The sequence below is a fragment of the Azospirillum brasilense genome (assembly GCF_005222205.1).
In the GTDB taxonomy this organism is placed as follows: domain Bacteria; phylum Pseudomonadota; class Alphaproteobacteria; order Azospirillales; family Azospirillaceae; genus Azospirillum; species Azospirillum brasilense_G.
The window spans coordinates 361,822-385,658 of sequence record NZ_CP032346.1 but is presented as its reverse complement, the minus strand read 5'-3'; the positions used below and the strand labels follow the sequence as shown (position 1 = coordinate 385,658).

The following is a 23,837-nucleotide window of genomic DNA, read 5'->3' as shown; positions in this document are numbered from 1 at the left end:
TTACTTGCGGACCCAGCGCCCGCCCGACAGCACATACTGGCCGGCGGGGGTCCGCTCGATCAGCTGCTTTCCGGCCAGGGCCTGGACCTGATCCACCGAGGTGCCGTTGCTTCCGGCGATCTCGCGGTAGCGGGCGATGCGCTGGGCGTTGACCTGCTCGGCGAGTTGGGCCGCGGCGGCCGGCGCGCCCGGGACCGCCCCGACCAGCCCATCCGGACGTTCGCCGATCTGCCCGGCGGCCTTGGCGGCGCCCAGGGCATCCTGGGCCGGCGCCGGGGCGGGACCCGACAGGGCAAGCGCCAGGACCAGCCCGGCGGCGGCAAGCATGCGCTTCATGGCTTTTTCCCTCCCTTCGCACCGCCCGAGCCGTCCTGGGCCGGCGGCAGGCCGAACAGGGCCGGATCGTCCGCGATGGCCTTTTCCAGGTCGCGTTCGACCTTCACCCGGACTTCCTGCTCGATCCGGATGTTCAGGTTGATCTCGATGGGCTTGTCGGGCGCCTCGACCTTGACGGTCGGGGTGCAGGCGCCCATTCCGGCCCCCAACCCGGCGATCAGTGCGGCGGTCAGGACGCGCCGGCTTCGAACCGTGTGTCTCATGGATTCTTTCGTTGGAACTCCGTCATGCGGTCGCGCACCGTCTCGGGTATGCGGTAGGTGTCCAGGCTCTGCCGCAGGATCCGGTCGAGCGCGCCGCTCACCTTAAGGTTAAGCGCGACCGGATAGCCATCGTAGAATGCCGGGTTGGATCCGCGGATGGCGATTCCGACCGCCAGCTCGCCGCCGGCCTGCCCTTCGACGGTGGCGCTCAGCGTGTCGTAGCGGAAGTCGGTCAGCGCCCCCATCAGGAGCGCCGTCGGGCTTCCCTCCTCCCCCTTCAGGAAGCCCGGCGGGTTCTCGGGGTCGTAACGCAGTGTGCCGGGACCATCGGCCTCCAGCAGCCCGCCGTCCAGATCGACGGAATTGGCGCCGATGCGCACCGGCAGGCGCCCGCTGACCGTTCCGCTCGCCTCCAGCCCGTCCACCGCGACCATCGCCAGCATCGGGCCGAGATGAACGCGTTCCGCCCGCAAAGTGACCGTCCCCCGCGGCGCCACCGGGTCGATGGCGAAGGGGTCGGCCCGCAGCACCCCGCCGGCCCAATGCCATTCGGCGCGCTCCACGCTCAGCCGGCCCTTCGTCCCGTAACCGAAGCGGAGGGTCCCGTCGGTCAGCGGCAACCCGACGTCGAGCAGCTTCACCGCCAGCGTCTGGCCGGGCGCGATCACCGGCGGGAACAGGCTGGGCAGCGACAGAACCCCGTTGATGCCGCTGGCCGACACCGGTCCGAATTGCCCGGCGAGGTCGGCGAGCAGAAGGTCGCCCTGGGCCTTCAGCGCCGCCCCGTCCCAGGTGAGGCGCGCCTTGGCGGTCAGGGTGCCCACCGTCTCGGCGATCGTGCCGGCGCCCGTCCAATGGGTCAGGACCGACAGACCCGTGGCCGGGGCGGTCAGGGTCGCCTGCCCGCGGTGCAGCGCGCCGTCGCGGGTCATGGTCAGGCGCAGCGTCCCGTTGGCGGTGCCCCGCGGTGTCGCCAGGGTCACCGCGGCGTCGCCGAGCTGGAGGGTGTCGATGGGAATCGCGACGGTGTCCTGGCCCGCCGCGTCGCCGCTGCCCGCCGTCCCTGCCGAACCGGTCACCGGGTAGCCGGCGATGCGCAGGCTGCCGTCCTTGGCCACGTCCAGCCTCAGGCGGACATCGGCAAGGTCGAGGCGCTCGATTCGCCCCTCCCGAAGCGCGTCCAGAGGGTGACGGACGATGAGGGTTCCCCCGACCGTCCCCTGACGGTCCAGCCGGACCAGGGCGCGGGTCCGCTCCACCGACAGATCGGTCACCGTCACGACGGCGTCCGGAAATCCGGCGCGGCGCAGCGCCTGGGTGGCGGCGGTGCCGGCCAGATCGGTCCGGTGCTCGACGAACAGGGCGGCCGCCCCGCCGATCAGCGCCAGCTTGACCAGCACCAGACATCGCCTCAACCACCGCAAGCTTTGCTGCCGCACGCCCTGCCCCTCGCCGTCGAATTGGCCATCGGTCTCTTTCGGGTATGAACACCCGAAGGGCAGTCTATCGTCCATCGCGGGCGCGGCGCGACCGTGCAGAGCTGCGACAACGGTTGGCCGGCGGTGCGCCAAGGGTCGGACATCCGCCGATGAAGGCAGCCCCGCAGGGCGTCTTTGCATCCGCGTCGGTTTCCCCTATGGTCGCGTCCGCGGAATCGGCACATCGGAGTGTTTCGCATGTTGCGGTGGACGCGCATTCTCATGGCGGCACTGTTCGCCACTTTCATCTTCGCTCAGGGGGAGGCCAAGGCCTTGGATCCGGAAAACACCCTCTATCTCGACCTCAAGGACGGCCGCGTGGTCATCGAACTGCGGCCCGACCTGGCACCGACCCATGTCGCCCGCATCAAGGAACTGACCCGCCAGGGCTTCTACAACGGCGTCGTCTTCCACCGTGTGATCGACGGCTTCATGGCCCAGACCGGCGACCCGACCGGCACCGGCACCGGCGGCTCCGGCAAGAAGCTGAAGGCCGAGTTCAGCGGCGAGCCGCATGTCCGCGGCACGCTGTCTATGGCCCGCACGCCGGACCCGGACAGCGCCGACAGCCAGTTCTTCATCTGCTTCGCCCCGGCCCCGTTCCTGGACAAGCAGTACACCGTCTGGGGCAAGGTCGTCGAAGGCATGGAATTCGTCGACAAGATCAAGAAGGGCAGCCAGTCCCGCAACGGGCAGGTCAGCGACCCGGACAAGATCGTCAAGATGCAGGTTGCCGCCGACGCCAAGTAACGGCGGCGGTTCGGGATCGCCGACCGCGGCGGTCCCGTTCAGGCGATTGGGGCGGTGAAACCGCGCGCCGCCCCGTTTCCTGCCAAACCGGTTGGGGCCGTCACGGCCCGTTCATCGCCGCGGTCAGCGCCACCAGGAGATCCCGCATGCTGCGGGGCCGATCCTGCCAGCGCATGGACAGGCCACTCAGCAGCACCTTCTCGAACCCCGGCGGCACCGTGGCGCCACCCTCGGCCAGACGGGGCACCCGATCGTTCATGAAGCGGCTGGTGGCGTCGGGCGGGGTCTTTCCGGTCAGCGCGTAGTAGACGGTGGCGCACAGCGCGTAGACGTCCGTCCAAGGCCCCTGCTTCCCATCCGGCGCGTACTGTTCCGGCGGCGCGTAGCCCGGCTTCAGGATCACCGTCAGGTCGGCGCTCTTGCCCGCGGCGTGGCGCGCCGCGCCGAAATCCAGCAGCTTGCGCTCGCCGGAGCTGGTAAGGAAAATGTTGTCCGGGCTGATGTCGCGGTGGATCAGTCCCTGTTCGTGCACGGCGTGCAGCGCCTTGATGATCGGCGACAGCAGGGTCAGCGTCTGCCGCGCCACGAGCCGGCCGCCGCTATCGGCGACATGCCGCTTCAGGGTCCGTCCGTCGAGCAACTCCATGACGAGATAGGCGGTCTCGTTCTCCTCGAAGAAATCCTGAACGCTGACGATCTCCTTCACCTCGCGCAGGCGGGCGAGCATCCGCGCCTCCTCCAGGAACTTCGCCAGCCCGGCGGCAAAGCCCCGCGCGTGCTCGTCGGAGAAGGGAACGACTCCCGGCGATCCTGCGGCGCGGGACACCAGATTGGCCGGATAGAACTCCTTCACCGCCACCTTGATCTGAAGCCGCTCGTCCCAGCCGAGATAGGTGGCTCCGAATCCCCCCTGCCCCAGGACCCGGCCGACGAGATAGCGCCCCAGCAGCCGCGTGCCTGGGAGCAGATGGATGCCGGCCCGGTTCTGGCCGCGGACCGGATATCCGCAATCCCGGCAGGTCTCGCGCGGAGCCTTTGGCCCGAAGCAGGCCGGGCACAGGCCCGACGCGGCCGCGGTCACCGGCAACTCCACCGTCAGCGCGGCGGCACCGGCCGGAGGAGCGAGGCCGCGGACCAGCGGCGCGACGACGGTCGGCAGCGCCGTTGCCCCACAGGGCTCGAAGGCGGAGCCTGGTCCCGACTGGACGGCAAGCGACTGAGGAGCCGGCGACGGCTTGGCCGAAGGCAGCGGCATCTGGCTCAGCCGGTCCAGCAATTCATAGAGGCGCCGGACCTCCGCCTGGGCGATGTCGTCGCCCTGGGCCGCGGCCAGCTCGGCCTGGAATTGCGGCTGGCGGACCGTTTCCAGGATGTGCTGGCGCAGGACCGAAAGCGCCCCGTCATCACCGACCAGACCGCAGCAGGCCAGTTCCGCCAGTCGGATGATGCGGCGGCGCGGCAGCGGTTCGATCTGGCGCAGCCGCTGGACGAGCCGGCCCCGGCGGACGAACTCGTCGACCACCGAGGCCGCGCGGGCGGCGATCCGCTCCCGGTCCTGGTCCGGCAGGGCAGCCCCCCGAATGGCCTCCACGGCGCCGGCCAGGGCCTGCCGGACCAGCGCCGTGTCGGGAGTCTGGAGCACCATGTTCTCCACCAGCAGCTCGTTCTTGAGCGCGGCGTCCAGAGCGTCCACGATCTCGCCCCTGTGCCGCTCCGCGGCGGGCACCGCGGAAACCGCGGTCAGATAATGGATCCGGCAGATCAGGTCCGCCTGCGTTTCGCTGAGCCCGACGATGGAACGCCGGTAGGCGCTCGCCCCGCCCTGCTCCAACCGGCGGGAGTAGCGGACCGTCAGGGCGTCGGCCATCGCTCCTCCACCGGTCAGCCCAGCCGGGGACAGCAGATGCCCCATCACCGTGCGCAGCAGGTCCGACTCCTGTTCCGCCGTGCCGCGTCCAAGCGCTTGCGGCGCGCGGAGCTGGCGCCGGATGCGGTCCAGCACCATGCCGCGGGCGGCGGGGAGGCGGCCCTGGCGGAACAGGCCATTGAGGACGCCCAGCCGGTTCGGCCCGAACGCGTCCATCGGCACACGCCCGAACAGAAGGTTGCACAGCGTCACCAGCGGCGCCCCGCCGGCCGGTGTGTTCCCGAACAGCTCCTGCGTGGCGGCGGGCGAGGCCAGCACATCACCGATCAGCTCATCCAGAGCCACGGACAGCGCATCCTGCCGCTCCGCCGGGAAGAGCTGAATCAACGCGTCGAGCTTCGACGTCCAGGTCCGGCACTCCTCCAGTTCCATGGAGAGCGCCGCCCGCAGGTCGAACCCGGCGTCGCCGGTCGGCGACTTTCCCGGCGCGGCGCGCAGGATCGAGTCGATGAGAGCACGCCCCCGCGTCTGCCCGGCGAAGGCGGTCTGGGCGGCGCGCGCCTTCGCCGTGGTTTCGGCAACCGCGCTGTCCAGCGCGCGGCGGCGGGCCTTGGCCTCCTGACCGGGAAGGCGGGCCTGCACCGTCGCGACCCGCCCCAGGGCGGAGTCCATCAGCGTGGTCTTGAGCTGAAGCGCCTTCAGATGCCGGCTGTTGTGGATCAACTCCGTCGGGGTCAGCACAAGGCCGTCGAGATGCGGACGCAGGACGATGCCGATGACCATCCGCGCCGGCCCCCCATGATGATCGGCGAGCGTGTGGCACAGCGCCGCCTCGTCGAGCGTGCCGACGGGGCCGGGTGCCCCTGCGGAAGCGGGCGTCCTGGAGGCTGGCATTGACACGGGCGGCCTTTGGCGGATTCGGCACGGCAGCGGATGGCGTGGACGGTCTGCCATCATCAGGGCGATCCGGTAAACAGCCGGTATACGGGGGGCAAAATGGCCGAACGCTCCGGTTGCGCGGCGATCCGGACCGCTAGCGCAAAGGTGTGGCAAGGGCCCATCGGGCTTGGTTCACGACACACTTTTGCGCGCAGCACCGCCCTTCCCTTCCCCTGCGGGCTGTGCGATACCCGGACGATACCGGCGCCCAACCACCGCCGGCAGGAGGTCCGGATGCAGCAGGTCGAGTTGGACCAGGGAATCGGCGCCCACACCCTCACATTGAATCGCAGCGCTGCGAACGGTTCTCTGGAGTGCACGCTGTGCCCAGGGCGCGGCGGCGTCGTGTCCCGCCTCGCCTGGCGCGGCGCGACCGGCACGATCGACCTGCTTCGCCCGGCCTCCGACTGGGCGCTGCACCACGGCTCGGCCATCGACATGGGCTGCTTTCCGCTGGTGCCCTTTTCCAACCGCATCGCCGGGGGGGAGTTCACTTTCGACGGGCGCCGGGTGCGGCTTCCTCTCGACGGAGACGGCAACCCGCACGTCATCCACGGCCATGGCTGGCGCGCCGCCTGGACGGTCGAGGAGGCCACCGAATCGGCCGTGCGCATGGTTTTCCGACACCCTGCCGACGCCTGGCCCTGGCGCTACCGCGCGACGCAAACCGTGGCGCTGGAGGAGGACGGGGCCAGCCTGACCCTCTCCCTCGTCAACGAGGACGACACGCCGATGCCCGCCGGGATCGGGCTGCACCCGTATTTTCCGAAGCCGCCGGGCACCCGGCTGACCGCCCGCGTCGGCGGCGTCTGGCTGAACGGCCCGACCATCCTTCCGGTGGAGCGCGCCGCCGTGCCGCCCGGCTGGGCCTTCACGGACGGGATCGTCATGGACCGGACCGTTCTCGACAACGGCTTCACCGGCTGGGACGGCAAGGCGGCGCTGGACTGGCCGACTCTCGGCCGGCGGCTGTCGATCGAGACGGAGGGGCCGTTCGGCCATCTCATCGTCTACGCCCCGCCGGACGCGGCTTATCTCTGTGTCGAACCGGTGTCCCACATGACCGATGCGGTCAACCGCCCGGAGGAGCCCGATACCGGCCTGCGCCGTCTCGAACCGGGCGGGGAGCTGAGCGGCACCCTGCGCCTGCGCCTGGAACCGCTCGCCCCGTGAAACCCTGAAGCCGGCGTTACCGGCAGCGGACGAAGGTGGCGCCGAACGCCGGCGGGTCCAGTGTCAGGAAGAGACGGTCCAGCCGCGGCGCCTCGGCGGCGTCCAGGCGCAGCACGCCTTCCGGCAACCCTTCCTCCCCGCCGAAGGACAGACCGTCCGCCAGATCGCCCTCGCCGGGCGCCAGGGGGCCCTCCAACGGGAAGGCCGCGATGCGCGGGTCGTGCAGGCTGAAGCCGCCGTCGCTGGTGATCTCCAGGTAGGAGGTCCGGCAATCGTCGATCGGCGTGCGGGTGGCCGGATCGGCCTTGGCCCAGCGGCCGGTGAGGGCCGGCAGGTCAGCCGCGCGCTTCGCCGCGCCCGGTCTCGCCGTTCCCGGCAGGCTGGCCGGAGCCGGCCGCTGCGGGGCTGCGGCCGAAATGGTCAGCGGCTCGTCGGCCACCGGGGCGCGGCGGGCGGCCAGTTCGGTCTCCAGCGCCTTGGTGCGCTCGGCGATCTGGCGCGCCAGACAGGAGGCGCGGTCCTTGCCCTTCTTAGGGTCGGCCAGATCGGCCTCCGCCACCGGACAGGCGGCGTCCCGCCGTTGGACCCACGCGCGCTGGCCGGCGGCGACCGCCTCCTCCCCGGCCTTCCCGGCCTCGTCGGACAGCGCCCGCAGCGCCGAATCGAGCTTGTCGCCGGCGCCGGCGAGGGCCGCGTCCCTGCAGAGCAGCAACGCAACCGGCGTTTCGCCGGCGCACTCCGCGGGCTTGGCAGCCTCCCCGCTGGTGTCCGCCGCCATGGCCGTTCCGGCCATCAGCATGCCCGCCAGAAGAATCGCTGCCCGCATCGCACCCATCCCTTACGCCGGAAACGCTTCCAGGACGGCCTTCACCTGCCTCTGGAAATCCTGGTCGCTGCGATAGCGCGTCAGGACCGTCTTGTCACGCTGAACGAGGAAAAAGATGTCCTCGCGGCTGGGCAGGGAGCGCGGGTTGGGCTTGTCCAGCAGCTCCCCGTTCCAGCCGATCCGCGCCATGAAGTAGACGGCGCGCGAGTTCAGCATGAACAGCTTGTTGTCCGGCGCCAGCTTCTCCCGGCGCAGCAGCGCGTAGAGGTAATAGTTCCGCCCGTGAAAATAATTGACATAGATCGACTGCAGCGCGGCGAAGCGCTCGTCGGGGCTGGTGTATTTCTTAATCTGCCGTTCCAGCTTGAAACCGGCAAAGAAATATTCCCGCGCCTCGTTCTCGAAGGAAAAGGCGGAGCCGCGGATCTGGGTAAGCTGCTCCCCGTATTTGCGCAGGACGCGCCCCATCAGCAGTTCGAGGAAGCGCCGCTCCGCCGCGAGATCGTCGGGAGTCTGCAGGATCATCTCGAAGACATGGCGGAGATGATAGGGATGACGGACCACGATGACCGGAACGCTCGACGCCGGACGTTTTTCCCGTCCCCCCCGCTCCCCCAGCATGGTCGCCGCCGGCGACACCGAGGCGATCACCGAGGAGATGGTGTCCTGGATCTTCCAGCGCCGCTTCACCTGGGCGGACTGCTTGCCGATGTGGAAACGGGCCAGACGGCGCTGCCACCGGTTGCGCCACGTCTCCTTCGGCGCCTTGTGGGTCGGCAGGTTGGCGACGACCAGCGGGTTGCCGAGCATGTCCGGCGGCGGTGGCAGCGGGTTGAAATTGAAGTATTTGCCGGTGACGACGCCGCGCGTGGCACCGCCGGGCGCTCCGTCGCCCGCCGAAGCACCGCCACCCAAGGACAGGCCCGCCAGCGTCGCCATTTCCGATTCACACTCTGCCTGGGTCGCTCCCGTCCGGCGGACAGGGCCGACGGTCAGGGATCAGGTCTTTATAAAGCGGGCCGGGCGGTGATGAAAGACGCAACCGATCCACTCTGGCACTGCATGTTTTTTGTGCAACCAGTTCGTGCCGCGTTTGCGAAGGCGCTCTGGTCTGCGCGAACTCTTCGATGGTACTATGCCCTTGTCCGTGCGGCGGAGAGCCGCAGGGGACCGGCCAGCGCAGACAACGGGTGGAACTTCATGGCGATCCACGTCGCTCTCAACCACAAGACCGTCTACCGTTACGACCGTTTGGTCAATCTGGGGCCACAGATCGTCCGGCTCCGCCCGGCTCCCCACTGCCGCACCCCGATCCTCAGCTACTCGCTGCGCGTCACCCCGAAGCATCATTTCCTGAACTGGCAGCAGGACCCGCAGTCCAACTATCAGGCCCGCTTCGTCTTCCCGGAACAGACCCGCGAATTCGTCGTCGAGGTCGATCTCGTCGCAGAGATCGCGGCGATCAACCCCTTCGACTTCTTCCTGGAGGAGAAGGCCCAGACCATCCCCTTCGCCTACGAGCCCTGGCTGGAGCGCGAGCTGCGCCCCTACCTGGAGGTGGAGGAGCCGGGGCCGCTGCTGGCCGACTACATGACCGGCATTTCGCGGGAACCGGCGGCGTCCATCAACTTCCTGGTCGACATCAACCAGCGCCTCCAGAAGGACATCGGTTACGTCATCCGCCTGGAACCCGGCATCCAGACCTGCGAGGAGACGCTGGGCAAGCGCACCGGCTCCTGCCGCGATTCGGCGTGGCTGCTGGTGCAGATCCTGCGCAACCTCGGTCTCGCGGCGCGCTTCGTCTCCGGCTACCTGATCCAGCTCACCGCCGACCAGAAGGCGCTCGACGGCCCGTCCGGTCCGGAAGAGGACTTCACCGACCTGCACGCCTGGACCGAGGTGTTCCTGCCCGGCGCCGGCTGGGTCGGACTCGACCCCACCTCCGGCCTGCTGGCCGGCGAAGGGCACATCCCGCTGGCCTGCACGCCCGATGCGTCCTCCGCCGCCCCCATCTCCGGCCTCATCGACGAGTGCGAGGTGGAGTTCGGGCACGAGATGTCGGTCACCCGCATCTATGAGGCGCCGCGCGTCACCAAGCCCTACACGCCCCGGCAATGGGCGGGGATCGAGGCGCTGGGCCACCGCATCGACGAGGAACTGGCTGCCGGCGATGTGCGCCTGACCATGGGCGGCGAGCCGACCTTCGTGTCCATCGACGACATGGACGGGGCGGAGTGGAACACCACGGCGCTCGGGCCCAACAAGCGCAAGCTCGCCGCCGACCTCGTGCACCGTTTGGCCAACCGCTTCGCTCCGGGCGGGCTGCTGCATTTCGGCCAGGGCAAATGGTATCCCGGCGAATCGCTGCCGCGCTGGGCGATGACCGTCTACTGGCGCCGCGACGGCGAGGCGCTGTGGGCGAACAGCGACCTGCTGGCCCGCGAGGACACCGATTACGGCCACACGGCGGAGGACGCCGGCGCCTTCCTGGTCACGCTGGCCAAGAAGCTGGGGCTCGACCCGGCGCTGGTGCTGGCCGCCTACGAGGACCCGTGGCACTACCTGCGCCGCGAATCGCTGCTGCCGGTCAACGTCGATCCGCTGGACAGCAAGCTGGAGGACAAGGAGGAGCGGGCGCGCCTCGCCCACGTCTTCACCCGCGGCCTGAACGAGCCGGTGGGCTTCGCCCTGCCGATCAACCGCAAGATGACCCAGCAGGGGCCGGTGTGGTTGTCCAGCGCCTGGCCGCTGCGCCAGGAACGGCTGCTGCTGATGCCGGGCGACAGCCCCGTCGGCTACCGCCTGCCGCTCGGCTCGCTGCCCTGGGTGGCGCCGCAGGACTATCCCTACTCCTGGGAGACCGACCCGTTCGAGGAGCGGGCGCCGCTGCCGCCCAACCGGGTGCCGCTGCGCCAGCACGCGCTGCGCGAGCAGGCCGAACGGCAGGACGCCTCCCGACGCAACGAACGCGTCCAGCGCGCCATGGCCGAGGTGCGCAGCGAGATGCCGGAGCACGGCAAGTCGGCGTGGTGGGTGGTCCGCACCGCCCTGACCTGCGAGGCGCGCAACGGCCGCATCCACCTGTTCATGCCGCCGATGAACACGCTGGAGGACTATCTGGCGATGCTGGCGGAGATCGAGGCGACGGCGGTCGAGCTGGACATGCCGGTGGTGATCGAAGGCTACCAGCCGCCGAAGGACCCGCGCCTGAACTCGCTGGCCGTCACCCCCGACCCCGGCGTGATCGAGGTGAACATCCATCCCTCGCACAATTGGGACGAGCTGGTCCGCAACACGCTGGAGCTTTACGAGGATGCCCGCCAGTCGCGGCTGGGTGCGGAGAAGTTCATGATCGACGGGCGCCATTGCGGCACCGGCGGCGGCAACCATGTGGTGATGGGCGGTGCCACCGCGGCGGACAGCCCCTTCCTGCGGCGGCCCGACATGCTGCGCAGCCTGATCACCTTCTGGCAGAACCACCCATCGCTGTCCTACGCCTTCTCCGGCCTGTTCATCGGCCCGACCAGCCAGGCGCCGCGCGTGGACGAGGCCCGCGACGACGCTCTCTACGAGCTGGAGATCGCCTTCAACCAGATCGACAAGGCCGCCGCGACGGGCGATTGCCCGCCCTGGATGGTCGACCGCGTGCTGCGCAACCTGCTGACCGACGTGCAGGGGAACACCCACCGGGCCGAGTTCTGCATCGACAAGCTCTATTCGCCGGACAGCTCCACCGGGCGGCTCGGGCTGGTCGAGTTCCGCGCCTTCGAAATGCCGCCCCACGCGGAAATGAGCCTGACCCAGCAGCTTCTGCTGCGCGCCCTGGTCGCGCGCTTCTGGAAAGCGCCCTACAAGGGCAAACTGGTGCGCTGGGGGACGGAGCTGCACGACCGCTTCATGCTGCCCTACTTCGTGCAGCAGGACCTGGCGGACGTCGTCGCCGACCTGCGCGACCACGGTTATCCCATCGAGGAGCGCTGGTTCGACCCGCACATGAACTTCCGCTTCCCGGTCTACGGCCACGTCAACCAGCGCGGCATCTCGCTGGAACTGCGCATGGCGCTGGAGCCCTGGCACGTCCTGGGCGAGGAGCCGGGCGGCGGCGGCACCGTGCGCTACGTCGACAGCTCGGTCGAGCGGGTTCAGGTGCGGGTCGCCGGCCTGACCGACGCGCGCTACGCCATCACCTGCAACGGTCGCCGCGTGCCGCTGATCCCCACCGGGACGGAGGGCGAGTTCGTGGCCGGCGTGCGGTACCGGGCGTGGCAGCCACCCTCCTGTCTGCACCCGACGATCCCGGTGCACACGCCGCTGGTCTTCGACATCCTGGACCTGTGGGCGGGCCGCTCCATCGGCGGCTGCACCTACCACGTCATGCATCCGGGCGGGCGCAACTACGACACCTTCCCGGTCAACGCCAACGAGGCGGAGGGGCGGCGCCTCGCCCGCTTCTTCCCCTTCGGCCACACCCCCGGCCCGATGGACGCACCGGCGGAGGAGCGCAACCCGCAGTTCCCGATGACCCTGGACCTGCGGCGCGGTTGACCAGGCATCCCCCCGGCCGGAATACGCCTTTCGGCCGGGGGGCACCGATGCGCCGCTTGCATCGGCGGGACCGGGCGTTCACACTTGCTGCGCATTGCACCGCCGTGAACGTACGATCCGAACCTTGGCTGACCGCGATTCGCCCTTTCCTGACCCCAGCGCGCCCCCTCCTCCGGGGCTGCGTCCGGTGCCGTTCCTCCAGGGATCGCTGTTCGGCGAGGCCGACGCCATGGGCTACGGCCGCGGCGAGGTCTATGACGAGATGGTCACCGGCCAGGGCCGCCTGCGCCCGCACTGGCAGACCTTCATGGGCACGCTGGGTCCCCTCGACCCGGAGTTGATGGCCGAACGCTGGGAGGAGGCGCGGCGCCTGCTGCACCAGAACGGCGTCACCTACAACATCTACGGCGACCCCAAGGGGATGGAGCGGCCCTGGCCGCTCGACATGGTGCCGCTGCTGATCCCCTCCCACGAGTGGAAGGCGGTCGAATCGGGCCTGATCCAGCGCGCCACGCTGCTGAACGCCGTCCTGGCCGACATCTACGGGCCGCAGACCCTGACGCGCAGCGGGCGGCTGTCCCCGGCGGTGATCCACGCCGATCCCGGATTCCGCCGCGCCGTGCACGGCATTCCGGTGCCCAACGACATCCACCTGCATTTCTACGCGGCGGACCTCGCCCGCGCGCCGGACGGGCGCTGGTGGGTGCTGTCCGATCGCACCCAGGCGCCGAGCGGCAGCGGCTACGCGCTGGAGAACCGGGCGGTGCTGGCCAAGGTCCTGCCGGACAGCTTCCGCCACTGTCAGGTGGAGCATCTGTCGCCCTTCTTCGAAGCGTACAAGGAAACGCTGCTGTCGCTGAGCCCGCGCCGCGACCAGCCGCGGATCGTCCTGCTGACGCCCGGCCCCTACAACGAGACCTATTTCGAGCACGTCTATCTCGCCCGCTATCTCGGCATCACGCTGGTGGAAGGGGCGGATCTGACCGTCCGCGACCGTCAGGTCTTTCTGAAGACCCTGTCGGGGCTGGAACCGGTGGACGTCATCCTGCGCCGCCTGGACGCCGATTTCGCCGACCCGCTGGAGCTGCGCGCCGACAGTTCGCTGGGCGTGGCCGGGCTGATCGAGGCGGTGCGCGCCGGCAACGTCGTCGTGGCCAACTCGCTCGGCTCCGGCTTCCTGGAATCCATGGCGGTCAAGCCGTCGCTCCCCATGCTCTGCCGCCATCTGCTCGGCGAGGAGCTGAAGATGCCGGGCGTCGCCGTCTGGTGGTGCGGCAACGACGACGAGCGCGCCTACGTCATCGAGCATCTGGACGGGCTGGTGGTGAAGCCGGCCTTCCCGTCCCTGTCCTTCGAGCCGATCTTCGGCGCCGACCTGTCGGCGGCGGAACGCGCCGCGCTGGTGGAGCGCATCAAGGCCCGCCCCTGGTGCTACGTCGCGCAGGAGCGGCTGGCCCTGTCCACCGCGCCGGTCTGGCAGGGCGGGCGGCTGCAGCCGCGCCCGCTGGTGCTGCGCGTCTTCCTCTGCGCCCGTCCGGACGGCAGCTACACCGTCATGCCCGGCGGCCTGACCCGCGTGTCCACCGAATCCGGGAAGCTGGTCGTCTCCATGCAGCGGGGCGGCGGCAGCAAGGACACCTGGATCCTCTCCGGGCGCCGCGCCGAAGCCATCCCGGCGACGCCGCGCCCCCAGCCCGCGCAGGAGCCGCAGCCGGCGCCCAAGGCGGCGTCCGCCGACCTGCCCAGCCGGGTGGCCGACAGCCTCTACTGGCTGGGCCGCTACGCGGAGCGGTCGGAGGGCACGGTGCGCCTGCTGCGCTCCACCCATTCCCGCCTGACCGACGGCAACGTGCCGGGCGCGTCGCTCCAGCTCCGCCCGCTGCTCCACCTGATGGCGTGGGAGGGCATGATCCCCTGGGACCTGACGCGGGTCACGTCGCTTGGCGGCGGGAGGGCGCTGCGGGCGGCGCTCTACAGCTCCGTCGTCGATCCCGACCATCCCAACAGCTTGCGCGCCCAGGTGCAGCGGGTGCACCGCACCGCCTATTCTGTGCGCGACCGCCTGTCGCTCGACATGTGGCGGGTGGTGACCATGCTGGAGCGGCAGAGCCAGCCGCCGGCGCACAAACTCGACGCCGCCGCCATGCTGCTGCGGCTGGACGACCTGATGACCAGCCTCGCCGCCATCGCCGGGCTGGAGCAGGAGAGCATGACGCGCGGCCAGGGCTGGCGCTTCCTTGACATCGGCCGGCGCATCGAGCGGGCGCTCCACATCATCTCGGTGATGCGCGGCATCCAGGTCCACGCGCTCGACCGCCAGGACGAGCCGGTCCAGGTGGCGACGCTGAGCGTGCTTCTGGAGTTGGGGGAAAGCGTAATGACCTACCGGTCGCGCTACCTGACCAGCGTGCGCCGCCGCCCGGTGCTGGAGCTGCTGCTGGCCGACGAGTCCAACCCGCGCGCCCTGGATTTCCAACTGGCGGCGCTGGAGCGGCACGTCGCGGCCCTGCCCAGCGGTTCGCAGGCCGTGCCGGGCGACACGGCCGCCTCGGCCCGCTCGATCCTCGGCGCTGCCCGCGCCTCCCTGCGCGCACCGGACGCCCTGGAGTCGGGCACCGCCCTTCACACGCTGCTCGACTCGCTCGCCCTGTCGCTGCCCGAAATTTCCAACCTCCTGACCCACGCCTATTTCAGCCATGCCTTTGCCCGACCGGCCTGACCTTTCCCCGACCGTGGCCGGCGCGGCCCCCGCTGACGATCCCTCCGGCGATGGATTCGGCGTCCGCTTCCGCGTGCGCCACACGACCCGCTACGAGTATGGCGAGGACGTGTCGGTGTCGCACCACCTGCTGCACCTGACGGCCCGCCCGCACCCGCGCCAGCGCGTCCACCGCAGCGCGCTGACCATCCTGCCGGCCCCGGCGGTGCAGTCGTCCCACGCCGACTATTTCGGCAACACGGTCACCTACGTCGCGATGCAGGAGCCGCACCGGCAACTGGTCGTCACCGCGGAAAGCGAGGTGGAGGTCGGGCCGCCGCCGCCGCTGGACGCCGCGTCGACGCCGTCCTGGGAACATGTGCGCGATTCGCTGGGCGGCCTGAGCGGCCCGGAGGACGGGGCAGAAGTGGTCCAGTACCGCTTCGACAGCACGCTGGTGGCGGCCAGCCCGACGCTCCAGGAGTACGCCGCGCAGTCCTTCACGCCCGGCCGCCCGGCGGCGGAGGCCGCGCTGGACCTGATGCGGCGCATCCACGACGATTTCACTTTCGACCCCACCGCGACAACGATCGCCACCCCGATGGCCGAGGTGATGCGGCACCGCCGCGGCGTCTGCCAGGACTTCGCCCACATCGTGGTCGGCTGCGTGCGCGCCATGGGACTGCCCGCCCGCTACGTCTCCGGCTATCTGCGCACCCTGCCCCCGCCGGGCCGGCCGCGCCTGATCGGCGCCGACGTCAGCCACGCCTGGGCCTCCGTCTGGTGCGGCGCCGAGGCCGGCTGGATCGACGTCTGCCCGACCAACGCGCGCCGCGCCGACCAGGACTTCATCACCATCGCCTGGGGCCGCGACTACGACGACGTCAGCCCCGCCCGCGGCGTCCTGATGGGGGCCGCCGGCCACACGCTGTCCGTCAGCGTCGACGTCGAGCCGCTGAACGGGCTCGGGGCGCCCTGATGGCCTCCTTAACCCTTTCCCCTTCCGGGGAGAGGGTGGCCCGAAGGGCCGGTGAGGGGGTTGCGCTTCTGCCGGACGTGCCGCGACGCGCAACCCCCTCACCCTAAACTCCCTCCCCAGAGGGGAGAGGGAACCTCGCTTCCATTCACACCGCTTATGAGATGCAACTCCTTGGCCGACGATCACTCCGCCGGCTGCGGGTGCGCGCCTGTGGGCGGATGGCCGGTCGGGTGGCTGGCGGAGCCGTCCACCGCCGGGAGGGGCTTCTTCCTGGCGATGTAGCTGTAGACCGTCGGCACCACGAACAGCGTCAGGAAGGTGCCCAGCAGCATGCCGCCGACGATCACCGCACCGATGGCCTGCCGGCTCTCCGCGCCCGCCCCATGGGCGTTGGCGAGCGGCACGGCGCCCAGCACCATGGCGCCCGTGGTCATCAGAATCGGGCGCAGGCGCAGCACGGCGGCCTCCTCCACCGCCTTGCGGATGTCCACCCCCTCGCGCTGGAGCTGGTTGGCGAACTCCACGATCAGGATGCCGTGCTTGGTGATGAGGCCGACGAGCGTCACCAAGCCGATCTGGCTGTAGACGTTCATCGTCCCTCCGGTGAAATGCAGGGCGGCCAGCGCCCCGGTCATCGACAGCGGCACCGTCAGCATGATCACGAAGGGATCGATGAAGCTCTCGAACTGCGCCGCCAGCACCAGATAGATGAAGGCCAGCGCCAGGATGAAGACGAAGTACAGGCCGGTCGCCGATTCCCGGAACTCGCGGCTCTGCCCCGCATAGTCGGTCTGGGCGGTGGCCGGCAGCACCCGGTTCGCCGCCGCCTGGAGATAGCCCAGCGCCTCGCCCAGCGAGGTGCCCGGCGCCAGCGTGGCGGTGATGGTGACGGAGCGCAGCTTGTTGAAGTGGTTCAGCTCCTTGGGCGCCACCCGCTCCTCGATGCGGACGAGGTTGGCGAGCGAGATCATCGCCCCGGTGCTGGTGGCCACACCGGCTTCCGACGCCATGGTCGGCGTGCCGCGGACATAGATGGAGGCGATGTCGTCCGGGTTGCGGCGGTCGACGTCGCCGACCTGGACCACCACGTCGTACTGCTTGCCCTCCTTCTTGAAGCGGGTGACCTGCCGCCCGCCCAGCAGCGTTTCCAGCGTCCGGCCCACCGTCTCCACGTCCACCCCGAGGTCGGCGGCCTTGTCGCGGTCGATGGTGATGCGCAGTTCCGGCTTGTTCAGCTTCAGGTCGGTGTCGAGGTTGGTCAGGCCGGGGAACTTCCGCGCTTCCGCCATCAGCCCGTCGACCATTTTCTGAAGCTCGTCGTAGGGCAGCGAGCTTTGGATGACGAAGTTGACCGGCTTGTCCACCGGGCTCTGGCCCAGCGACGGCGGGTTGGTCACGAAGGCGAGGATGCCGGGAATGCCGAACATTTTGGGGAAGAGCTGGGCGGTGATCGCCTGCTGCTTCACGTCGCGCTGGTCCCAGTCGATCAGGCGGACGAAGGAGATGCCCTGGTTGACCACCGGGAAGCCGACCACGACGAAGAACTTCTCGACGATGGGGATCTGGCGGAACAGGTCCTCCATCCGCTTGGCGTAGCTTTCCGTGTAGTCGAGGGTCGAGCCCTCCGGCGCGATGGCAATGCCAACGATGGTGCCGCGGTCCTCGACCGGCGCCAGTTCCGACTTCAGCCCGGTGAACAGCGTGTAGCTGAGCCCCGCCACCACCGCGCCGACCAGCAGCACCAGCGGGCGCGCCTTCAGCGACAGGCGGAGGACGGACCGGTAGCCGTTGGTCAGCCCGTTCAGCAGCCGCTCAATGGCGTTGTAGAGCGCGTTGTGCTTGGTCTGGTGCTTCAGCAGCTTGGAGCACATCATCGGCGACAGCGTCAGGGCGACGAAGCCCGACACGATCACCGCCCCCGCCAGCGTCAGCGCGAACTCGGAGAAAAGGCGGCCGGTGCGCCCGGTCATGAAGCCGATGGGCGCGTAGACCGCGGCCAGCGTGATGGTCATCGCGATGACCGCGAAGCCGATCTCCTTCGATCCCTGCAAGGCGGCCTGGAAGGGCGGCACGCCCTCCTCGATGTGGCGGTAGATGTTCTCCAGCATCACGATGGCGTCGTCCACGACGAGGCCGATGGCCAGCACCATGGACAGCAGGGTCAGCGTGTTGACCGAGAAGCCGAAGGCGTACATCAGCGCGAAGCCGCCGATCAGCGACACCGGGATGGTCACCAGCGGCACCAGCGTGGCGCGGAAGCTGCGCAGGAACACGAAGATGACCAGCACGACCAGGACGATGGCCTCGAAGATCGTGCTGAACACCGCGTCGATCGACTTGGCGATGAAGACGGAGCTGTCGTAGCCGACATCCACCCCCATGCCCTCGGGCAGGGCGGCGCGAATCTTCGGCAGCGCCTCGTTCACCGCCTTGGAGACGTCCAGCGGGTTGGCGGTGGACTGCTTGACCACGCCGATGGCGACGGCCCCGCGCCCGTTGAAGCGGGCGCTGACCCGCTCGTCCCGCGCGCCCAGCTCGGCGCGGCCGACGTCCTTCAGCCGGACCAGATAGCCGCCGTCGTCGCGCAGGATGATGCGGTCGAACTCCTCCGGCGTGCGCAGGTCGGTTTCGGAGACGACGGTGAACTCCCGCGCCTTGCTCTCGACGCGGCCCGCCGGGATCTCGACGTTCTGCTTGCGCAGCGCGTTCTCGACGTCCTGCGGGGTGACGCGGTAGGCGGCCATGCGCTGCGGGTCGAGCCAGAGACGCATGGCGAAGCGCCGCTCGCCGAAGATTCGCACCTGGGCGACGCCGGGCAGGTTCTGCAGCCGGTCCTTGACGTAGCGGTCGGCGAAGTCCGTCACGTCCAGCGGCGAATGGCGGTCGGACGAGAAGGCGAGATAGATGATCGGCTGCGCGTCGGCCTCCACCTTCGCGATGACCGGCTCGTCGATCTCGTTGGGAAGCTGGGCGCGCACGCGGCCGACGCGGTCGCGCACGTCGCTGGCCGCCGTGTCGACGTTGCGGTCCAGCCGGAAGCGCAGGGTGATCTGGCTCTTCTCCGCCCGGCTGATCGAGGACATCACGTCGATGCCCTCGATGCCCGACAGCGAATCCTCCAGGATCTGGGTGACTTGGCTTTCGATGATTTCGGCCGAGGCGCCCTTGTAGGTGGTCTCCACCGTGACGACGGGTTCGTCGATCTTCGGGTATTCGCGCACGGACAGGCGCTGGTACGACACGATGCCGATCAGCATGAGCGCAAGGCTCATGACCGTCGCCAGGACGGGCCGGCGGATGGAGATGTCGGAGAGGACCATCGGCTCAGCTCCCCGCCGGCTTGTTGTTGATCACCACCACCGGCGCGCCGTCGCGGATCTTCAGCTGGCCGGCGGTCACCACCACGTCGCCGGGCTGCAGGCCGGCGGTGATCTCCACCTCGGCGTTGCGCCGCTCGCCCAGCGTGACGGTGGTCTGCACCGCCTTGCCCTCCACCACCTTGAAGACGAACTGACGGTTGCCGAAGGCGCTGACCGCCTGCTCGGGCACCAGCACGGCGTTCGGGGTCTGGTCCAGCGTCAGGGCCACCCGCGCGAACAGGCCGGGGCGCAGCGCGCCGTCCTTGTTGGGGACGCGGGCACGGATCACCACCGCGCGGCCGTTCACGTCCACCAGCGGATCGATGGCGTAGACCGTGCCGTCGAAGGTCCGCCCGCCGAAGGAGTCCACGGCGACCTTCAGGGTCTGGCCGGTGCGGACGGTCGGCAGATACAGCTCCGGCACCCGGAAATCGAGCTTCAGGATCTCGATGGCTTCCAGGTTCACGATGTCCTTGCCCGCCGCCACGACGTCGCCCACCGAGACCTTGCGCAGGCCCAGCACGCCGTCGAAGGGCGCGGTCAGGGTCAGCTTCTCCAGCTGCGCCTTGGCGAGTTGCACCGCCGCCTCGTCGGACTGGAGCTTGGCGAGCGCCTGCTCGCGGTTGCGGGCGGGGCCGGTGCGCTGGCGGTACAGCTCCTCGGCGCGGGCCAGTTCGGCGCGCGAGAAGGCGATGCTCGCCTGCGCCTGGGCCAGCGTGGCGCGGGCGATGGAATCGTCCAACCGGATCAGCACCGCGCCCTTCTTCACCGCCTGCCCTTCCAGGAAGGCGATCTCGGAGACCTTGCCCGCCACCTCGGGCCGGATGACCACCGATTCGCTGGACAGCAGCGAACCGACCGCGGTGACCTGACGCGACACGGTGCCGATCTTGACCGGCAGGGCCTCCACCGGCATCGGCGGCGCGCCACCCGGCGGTCCGCCCGCCGCCGGGCCGCCGGCCGAGGCGCCGCCGGGGGCCGGAACCTTGCCGGCGAGCAGCGTGTTGATGGTTCCGCCCTGCTTGACGAAGTACCAGTAGGCGCCGCCGCCGAGAGCGACCAGGACCAGAAGGGCGACGATGCGAAGCGTGTGGCGCATGGATACGGAACCCGCACAGGCCCGCCGGCCCGCCGGGCGGGCGCGCGGGGCGTTTCGTGTCAACCGGGCCGCTGTGAGGGGCGGGCGGTGAACTGAACTATATCGTTCAGTTCAGTTCCGGAGTCGAGACGGTTGCAAGGGTTCAGGCGCGCGACGGCGGCGGATCGGGTTGCACAACCCGGCCCTTTTCCATCTCCAGCCGCTCCCCATCGGGAAGAATCACCGTCAGATCAGCGGGTTGACCGGGGCCGACCGCGGTGCAGCCACCGCGCGGGCGAACCGGTCCGCCATCAAGGCAGAGGCCTGGGGCGCAGCAGGGCGCTTCGCCCGCCGGTAGAACCGCACGAATCCGATCGCCTTCGATGCGAAGATCGGCCAGCAGGGCGCCGTCCGCTCCGGGTGGCGGAGCGCCCTCGCCGAGGTCCGGGGAGGCGATGCGGGCGCGCTTCAGCCAGAACTTCCCGGACGCCAGCAACCGTGCGAGCAGGCAGGAGGAGGTGGACGCGCTCATTCCCCGATCCGATGCTGTGGCGGCAAGACCGTCGTTCGGCCGACGGCTCAGCCTGTCACGGAAGCGTAAAGGAAGTTTTGCTCCGGTTGGACTCTTGAAGACATCCGGGAAATCGGCGATGTGACAATCCTTGGTCCTCCGACCCTCGCGTCCCCAGGGGTGCCCGATGCTGATCGCCCAGATGTCCGACCTGCATGTGACGGCCCCCGGCACCGCCCCGACCACCGCCTACGACACGAACGCCCGCCTCGCCGCCGCGGTGGCCCACCTCAACGCGCTGCTGCCGCGCCCCGACCTCGTCCTGATCACCGGCGACCTCGTCAACGGGCCGAAGCCCGGCGAGTACGAGGCGCTGTCCGCCCTGCTGGAGCCGCTCACCCTTCCCGTCCGCGTGCTGCCGGGGAACCACGACGACCGCGCGGGGCTGCGCCGGACCTTCGCCGGCACCGGCTGGATGCCCATGGAGGGTCCTTTCCTCCACCACGCGGTGGAGGAGTTCCCGGTCCGTGTCCTGATGCTCGATTCGGTCATCCCCGGCGCGGCGGTGGGCGGCCTGTGCGCCGACCGGCTGTCCTGGCTGGCGGAGCGTCTGGCCGAACAGCCGGAGCGGCCGACCGTGCTGGCGCTGCACCACCCGCCCTTCGACACCGGGCTGGCCTTCCTCGACACGCTGCGCTGCCTGGAGGGGGCGGAGGAGCTGGGTCGGCTGGTGCGGAGCCATTCAAACGTTCGGGCCGTTCTGTGCGGCCACACCCACCGCCAGACCGCGATCACCTGGAATGGAGCGCACGGCTATGTGGCTCCGTCCGTGGCCTACCAGATCGCGCTGGATCTGGCGCCGGAGCCACCCTACCGCTGGACGGACGAGCCGTCCGCGCTCGCCCTCCACATGTTCCGCCCGGACGGCGCCGTGGTGACGCATCTGAGCGTGATCGGCGACTATCCCGGCAGGGAGTTTTCCCGCAAGGCCAGGAACTCCTGAAAATTGACGCAGCGCCCGGCGGCCTGCGCGGCCATGTAGGCGGCGTTCAGCGCGCGCTTGGCGTCCAGGGCGGTGGCGAACCGGCGGCGCAGCGCGGCGTCGGCGATCCGCAGCCCGTCGCCCGCCAACCGCTCCAGAACATGCCGGTAGCAAAGGTCCGCCCGCGCGCCGCTGTCGGCGGAGCAGGTGATCGACCCCTCCCGCTGCCGGTATTCATACAGCGGCTCCAGCACCAGCGGCAGGCGGCCCAACCGGTCGAGGACCTGGACGTTGAAGACCACGTCGTCGCAGAAGTCGACACCCTCCTCCCAGCCGGGGACGAGGTCGCGGCGGACCACGAAGAACATCGGGACGGAGGTGTCCAGGAAGCCCGCCGCGTCCAGCGTGGCGGTCCCGGCGCCGGGCGGGAACAGGGTGGAGAGCGGCGAGCCGTCGCCGTCACGCACCACCGCCACATTGTCCGCCGCAGCCCCCTGCGCCGCCGCCAGAAGGGCGAGCCGCGCCAGCCGGTCCGGCTCGAACCGGTCGTCGGCGTCCAGCGGGGCGATCAACGGCAGGCGCGCGCAGCGCAGCCCGGCGTTGCGCGCCGCCGGGGCGCCGGACCCGACGCGGCCGGTCCCGGTGAAGGTCAGGCGCGAATCGGCGATGCCGGCAGCCGCCAGAAGGGTGCGGTAGTCGGCGCCGTCGTCGCTGACCACCACCGCCTCCCAGTGGGGAAAGCTCTGCGCCAGAAGGCTGGACACGGCGCGGGCGATGGTTCCCTGCGCCCGGTAGGCCGGAATGATGACCGAGACGCCGTCCCCGCTGCCCCCATCCATGCACCGCCCTCCGATTGTGCAAAGGGCAGTGTGCCTCTCCTTCGCGATGGTCGGCAAGCGGCGAACCGCACCGATACGGCTAGCCTGAGCGCGACTATGAGGGTGCGGGGGTGGGATTTGGCGTCGCGGCCCGTTGAACAAGGAACCGATACGGGCTATGTGGAGAAACGAGTGGCGTGGTTCGGTCCCCATCCGACAACCCAGGCCCCCGCAAGCCAAAGCCCCCCGGTAGACACGCCGACCTCAGGGAGTTCAAAAACGATGGCGCAAGACGGATACACCCGCTTCGACGACGAACCCGAGCAGGAGCCGGACGAGAAGTCGAAGGAAAGCGCCCCGCCGCCGTTCGCTGCCGTGCAGTCGAACCTGTTCAAGGCGTGCACGGTGCTGATCTTCGGGCAGATCGACATGAAGCTGGCGCAGGCCGTCTCGGCCCAGTTGCTGGCTCTGGCCCACGAGAGCAACGACGACATCACGGTCGTGGTGAACTCCCCCGGCGGCCACGTCGAGGCGGGCGACACCATTCACGACATGATCCGCTTCGTGAAGCCGCGCGTGAAGATGCTGGGCACCGGCTGGGTCGCCAGCGCCGGCTGCCACATCTTCCTGGCCGCGAAGAAGGAAGACCGCTTCTGCCTGCCGAACACCCGCTTCCTGATCCACCAGCCGCTGGGCGGCACCGGTGGCCGGGCGACGGACATCGCCATCGAGGCGAAGGAAATCATCCGCATGCGTGAGCGGTTGAACCGCATCATCGCGCGCGAGACCGGCCAGCCGGTGGAGAAGGTGTCCAAGGACACCGACCGGAACTACTGGATGCTGGCCGAGGAAGCCCGCGAGTACGGCATCGTCAGCCACGTCATCGAAAGCTTCGACGAGCTGAAGTAAGCGCTCCTCCGGAACGCACAAAGCCCCTCTCCAACGAGAGGGGCTTTTTTTATGGCCGCGGTTTGGCGTGAGCGATCAAGTCCGTCAAATCAACCATTTACACGACGATGTTCAGATTCTGTCCGCGCGTGGCGGTGACGTTGCCGCCGGACGAGGAAGCGTCCGAACCGCCCTGAAGCAGCGTCGCGATCGCCTGATCCTGCTGCTGCGCGGTCTGGTTCAGCGTCTTCACGCCGAAATCCATCTGCCCCTGCGCCTGCCGCAAACCGATCGCCGCGCCCAGGGTGGAGGATGAAACATCGAGAGCCATTGGAGGATGCCTTCAA

Annotated in this window: 18 protein-coding genes; 7 read left to right on the top strand and 11 right to left on the bottom strand. The window is 69.7% G+C overall.

Annotated elements, in window-relative coordinates; translation table 11 throughout:
- The 3 genes from D3869_RS15825 to D3869_RS15815 are packed head-to-tail and all read right to left on the bottom strand — an operon-like array spanning position 1 to position 1,999.
- The gene (locus tag D3869_RS15825; RefSeq protein ID WP_137140948.1) at positions 1-336 is read right to left on the bottom strand and encodes a YdbL family protein; all 336 of its coding nucleotides are present in this window, start codon (positions 334-336) and stop codon (positions 1-3) included.
- Complete coding sequence (locus D3869_RS15820; protein ID WP_137140947.1) at positions 333-599, bottom strand: YnbE family lipoprotein; 267 nt, start codon at positions 597-599, stop codon at positions 333-335. Before D3869_RS15820 ends, D3869_RS15825 begins: the two co-directional genes overlap by 4 nt.
- Positions 596-1,999, bottom strand: a complete 1,404-nt coding sequence (locus tag D3869_RS15815) for a YdbH domain-containing protein (RefSeq protein ID WP_247895874.1) — start codon at positions 1,997-1,999, stop codon at positions 596-598. The genes D3869_RS15820 and D3869_RS15815 overlap by 4 nt, the downstream gene beginning before the upstream one ends.
- 300 nt (positions 2,000-2,299) lie before the next feature.
- Between D3869_RS15815 and D3869_RS15810 the strand changes: the two genes are divergently transcribed.
- Positions 2,300-2,827: a peptidylprolyl isomerase gene (locus D3869_RS15810; protein ID WP_247895873.1), complete on the top strand. Its 528-nt coding sequence runs from the start codon at positions 2,300-2,302 to the stop codon at positions 2,825-2,827.
- A 100-nt stretch (positions 2,828-2,927) separates the two neighbouring features.
- Here D3869_RS15810 and D3869_RS15805 read toward each other — a convergent pair whose 3' ends face one another.
- The gene (locus D3869_RS15805) at positions 2,928-5,588 is read right to left on the bottom strand and encodes a serine/threonine-protein kinase (protein WP_137140944.1); all 2,661 of its coding nucleotides are present in this window, start codon (positions 5,586-5,588) and stop codon (positions 2,928-2,930) included.
- A gap of 279 nt (positions 5,589-5,867) precedes the next feature.
- On the opposite strand from D3869_RS15805, the gene D3869_RS15800 reads away from it, so the two are divergent.
- The gene (locus D3869_RS15800; protein WP_175426506.1) at positions 5,868-6,806 is read left to right on the top strand and encodes an aldose 1-epimerase; all 939 of its coding nucleotides are present in this window, start codon (positions 5,868-5,870) and stop codon (positions 6,804-6,806) included.
- A 16-nt stretch (positions 6,807-6,822) separates the two neighbouring features.
- On the opposite strand, the gene D3869_RS15795 is transcribed toward D3869_RS15800, so the two are convergent.
- Both D3869_RS15795 and D3869_RS15790 read right to left on the bottom strand, forming a co-directional pair.
- A complete protein-coding gene (locus D3869_RS15795; protein ID WP_137140942.1) occupies positions 6,823-7,632 on the bottom strand; it encodes a lysozyme inhibitor LprI family protein in 810 nt (269 codons plus the stop codon).
- A 12-nt stretch (positions 7,633-7,644) separates the two neighbouring features.
- On the bottom strand, positions 7,645-8,571 hold the full coding sequence (locus D3869_RS15790; protein WP_137140941.1) for a hypothetical protein: 927 nt from the start codon (positions 8,569-8,571) through the stop codon (positions 7,645-7,647).
- Positions 8,572-8,832: 261 nt separating this feature from the next.
- On the opposite strand from D3869_RS15790, the gene D3869_RS15785 reads away from it, so the two are divergent.
- The 3 genes from D3869_RS15785 (at position 8,833) to D3869_RS15775 (ending at position 15,854) form a co-directional block, all read left to right on the top strand.
- On the top strand, positions 8,833-12,177 hold the full coding sequence (locus D3869_RS15785; RefSeq protein ID WP_137140940.1) for a DUF2126 domain-containing protein: 3,345 nt from the start codon (positions 8,833-8,835) through the stop codon (positions 12,175-12,177).
- Positions 12,178-12,301: 124 nt separating this feature from the next.
- Positions 12,302-14,896, top strand: a complete 2,595-nt coding sequence (locus tag D3869_RS15780) for a circularly permuted type 2 ATP-grasp protein (protein WP_247895872.1) — start codon at positions 12,302-12,304, stop codon at positions 14,894-14,896.
- Between the two features lie 13 nt (positions 14,897-14,909).
- Entirely contained in the window at positions 14,910-15,854 is a 945-nt protein-coding gene (locus D3869_RS15775; RefSeq protein ID WP_137140939.1) for a transglutaminase family protein, read from the top strand.
- Positions 15,855-16,036: 182 nt separating this feature from the next.
- Here D3869_RS15775 and D3869_RS15770 read toward each other — a convergent pair whose 3' ends face one another.
- The 3 genes from D3869_RS15770 to D3869_RS15760 all read right to left on the bottom strand — a co-directional run bounded on the left by D3869_RS15770 (position 16,037) and on the right by D3869_RS15760 (position 20,823).
- A complete protein-coding gene (locus D3869_RS15770) occupies positions 16,037-19,174 on the bottom strand; it encodes an efflux RND transporter permease subunit (RefSeq protein WP_137140938.1) in 3,138 nt (1,045 codons plus the stop codon).
- A gap of 4 nt (positions 19,175-19,178) precedes the next feature.
- Positions 19,179-20,312 (bottom strand): efflux RND transporter periplasmic adaptor subunit, encoded by a 1,134-nt coding sequence (locus D3869_RS15765; RefSeq protein WP_137140937.1) that lies wholly within the window; start codon positions 20,310-20,312, stop codon positions 19,179-19,181.
- Positions 20,313-20,454: 142 nt separating this feature from the next.
- Positions 20,455-20,823: a hypothetical protein gene (locus D3869_RS15760; RefSeq protein ID WP_137140936.1), complete on the bottom strand. Its 369-nt coding sequence runs from the start codon at positions 20,821-20,823 to the stop codon at positions 20,455-20,457.
- 166 nt (positions 20,824-20,989) lie between these two features.
- On the opposite strand from D3869_RS15760, the gene D3869_RS15755 reads away from it, so the two are divergent.
- On the top strand, positions 20,990-21,805 hold the full coding sequence (locus D3869_RS15755) for a phosphodiesterase (protein ID WP_137140935.1): 816 nt from the start codon (positions 20,990-20,992) through the stop codon (positions 21,803-21,805).
- Here the strand turns inward: D3869_RS15755 and D3869_RS15750 are convergent.
- Positions 21,763-22,623: a glycosyltransferase family 2 protein gene (locus D3869_RS15750; RefSeq protein ID WP_137140934.1), complete on the bottom strand. Its 861-nt coding sequence runs from the start codon at positions 22,621-22,623 to the stop codon at positions 21,763-21,765. The two genes, D3869_RS15755 and D3869_RS15750, sit on opposite strands and share 43 nt — an antisense overlap.
- A 261-nt stretch (positions 22,624-22,884) precedes the next feature.
- Here D3869_RS15750 and D3869_RS15745 point away from each other — a divergent pair, with 261 nt between their 5' ends.
- On the top strand, positions 22,885-23,511 hold the full coding sequence (locus D3869_RS15745) for an ATP-dependent Clp protease proteolytic subunit (RefSeq protein ID WP_137140933.1): 627 nt from the start codon (positions 22,885-22,887) through the stop codon (positions 23,509-23,511).
- Positions 23,512-23,608: 97 nt separating this feature from the next.
- Here D3869_RS15745 and D3869_RS33100 read toward each other — a convergent pair whose 3' ends face one another.
- Positions 23,609-23,821, bottom strand: coding sequence for a hypothetical protein (locus tag D3869_RS33100; protein WP_175426505.1), 213 nt, complete (start codon positions 23,819-23,821; stop codon positions 23,609-23,611).
- Between the last annotated feature and the right edge of the window lie 16 nt (positions 23,822-23,837).

What these genes read in the sequence shown, in the direction of transcription:
- D3869_RS15825 (WP_137140948.1), bottom strand. Translation starts at nt 336, where the DNA reads ATGAAGCGCATGCTTGCCGCCGCCGGGCTGGTCCTGGCGCTTGCCCTG.
- D3869_RS15810 (WP_247895873.1), top strand. Translation starts at nt 2,300, where the DNA reads ATGGCGGCACTGTTCGCCACTTTCATCTTCGCTCAGGGGGAGGCCAAG.
- D3869_RS15745 (WP_137140933.1), top strand. Translation starts at nt 22,885, where the DNA reads ATGGCGCAAGACGGATACACCCGCTTCGACGACGAACCCGAGCAGGAG.
- D3869_RS15765 (WP_137140937.1), bottom strand. Translation starts at nt 20,312, where the DNA reads ATGCGCCACACGCTTCGCATCGTCGCCCTTCTGGTCCTGGTCGCTCTC.
- D3869_RS15770 (WP_137140938.1), bottom strand. Translation starts at nt 19,174, where the DNA reads ATGGTCCTCTCCGACATCTCCATCCGCCGGCCCGTCCTGGCGACGGTC.
- D3869_RS15755 (WP_137140935.1), top strand. Translation starts at nt 20,990, where the DNA reads ATGCTGATCGCCCAGATGTCCGACCTGCATGTGACGGCCCCCGGCACC.
- D3869_RS15805 (WP_137140944.1), bottom strand. Translation starts at nt 5,588, where the DNA reads ATGCCAGCCTCCAGGACGCCCGCTTCCGCAGGGGCACCCGGCCCCGTC.
- D3869_RS15750 (WP_137140934.1), bottom strand. Translation starts at nt 22,623, where the DNA reads ATGGATGGGGGCAGCGGGGACGGCGTCTCGGTCATCATTCCGGCCTAC.
- D3869_RS33100 (WP_175426505.1), bottom strand. Translation starts at nt 23,821, where the DNA reads ATGGCTCTCGATGTTTCATCCTCCACCCTGGGCGCGGCGATCGGTTTG.
- D3869_RS15800 (WP_175426506.1), top strand. Translation starts at nt 5,868, where the DNA reads ATGCAGCAGGTCGAGTTGGACCAGGGAATCGGCGCCCACACCCTCACA.
- D3869_RS15795 (WP_137140942.1), bottom strand. Translation starts at nt 7,632, where the DNA reads ATGCGGGCAGCGATTCTTCTGGCGGGCATGCTGATGGCCGGAACGGCC.
- D3869_RS15760 (WP_137140936.1), bottom strand. Translation starts at nt 20,823, where the DNA reads ATGAGCGCGTCCACCTCCTCCTGCCTGCTCGCACGGTTGCTGGCGTCC.
- D3869_RS15820 (WP_137140947.1), bottom strand. Translation starts at nt 599, where the DNA reads ATGAGACACACGGTTCGAAGCCGGCGCGTCCTGACCGCCGCACTGATC.
- D3869_RS15790 (WP_137140941.1), bottom strand. Translation starts at nt 8,571, where the DNA reads ATGGCGACGCTGGCGGGCCTGTCCTTGGGTGGCGGTGCTTCGGCGGGC.
- D3869_RS15785 (WP_137140940.1), top strand. Translation starts at nt 8,833, where the DNA reads ATGGCGATCCACGTCGCTCTCAACCACAAGACCGTCTACCGTTACGAC.